A 1,045-nucleotide genomic window follows, 5' to 3' on the forward strand; every position below is an offset into this window, starting at 1 on the left:
TCGCCGAAGTGGGCGCGTAATATCAGGGTTTAAGAGACAAGATAAAAAAAGATTGAAAAAGTGACATTAAATTCTTGACAGGGAGAGATAGGTTTGATAGAATATAATAGTTGTCGCGAGAGACGAGCGTTGAAGCGCGACAAGCTAGACCATTGAAAACTGAATAAAGAAGAATGACTCATGTGATGTAGTAATACATCAAAAATCTGTCAATCAATAATGAAAGACAAGCCAGTCACTTCGGTGACTAATCAACTTTCTTGGAGAGTTTGATCCTGGCTCAGGACGAACGCTGGCGGCGTGCCTAATACATGCAAGTCGAGCGAATCTTTGGGAGCTTGCTCCCATTTGGTTAGCGGCGGACGGGTGAGTAACGCGTGGGGAATCTGCCTTTGAGCGGGGGACAACATTTGGAAACGAATGCTAATACCGCATAACAACTTTAAACATAAGTTTTAAGTTTGAAAGATGCAATTGCATCACTCAAAGATGATCCCGCGTTGTATTAGCTAGTTGGTGAGGTAAAGGCTCACCAAGGCGATGATACATAGCCGACCTGAGAGGGTGATCGGCCACATTGGGACTGAGACACGGCCCAAACTCCTACGGGAGGCAGCAGTAGGGAATCTTCGGCAATGGACGAAAGTCTGACCGAGCAACGCCGCGTGAGTGAAGAAGGTTTTCGGATCGTAAAACTCTGTTGGTAGAGAAGAACGTTGGTGAGAGTGGAAAGCTCATCAAGTGACGGTAACTACCCAGAAAGGGACGGCTAACTACGTGCCAGCAGCCGCGGTAATACGTAGGTCCCGAGCGTTGTCCGGATTTATTGGGCGTAAAGCGAGCGCAGGTGGTTTATTAAGTCTGGTGTAAAAGGCAGTGGCTCAACCATTGTATGCATTGGAAACTGGTAGACTTGAGTGCAGGAGAGGAGAGTGGAATTCCATGTGTAGCGGTGAAATGCGTAGATATATGGAGGAACACCGGTGGCGAAAGCGGCTCTCTGGCCTGTAACTGACACTGAGGCTCGAAAGCGTGGGGAGCAAAC

1 rRNA gene is annotated in these 1,045 nt (G+C 47.8%); it reads left to right on the forward strand.

Annotated features, from left to right (window positions below):
- Positions 1 to 257: 257 nt before the first annotated feature.
- Positions 258 to 1,045 (forward strand): 16S ribosomal RNA (locus BABA_RS12095); the annotation flags it as partial.

The sequence above is a fragment of the Neobacillus bataviensis LMG 21833 genome (assembly GCF_000307875.1).
Taxonomy (GTDB): domain Bacteria; phylum Bacillota; class Bacilli; order Bacillales; family Cytobacillaceae; genus Neobacillus; species Neobacillus bataviensis.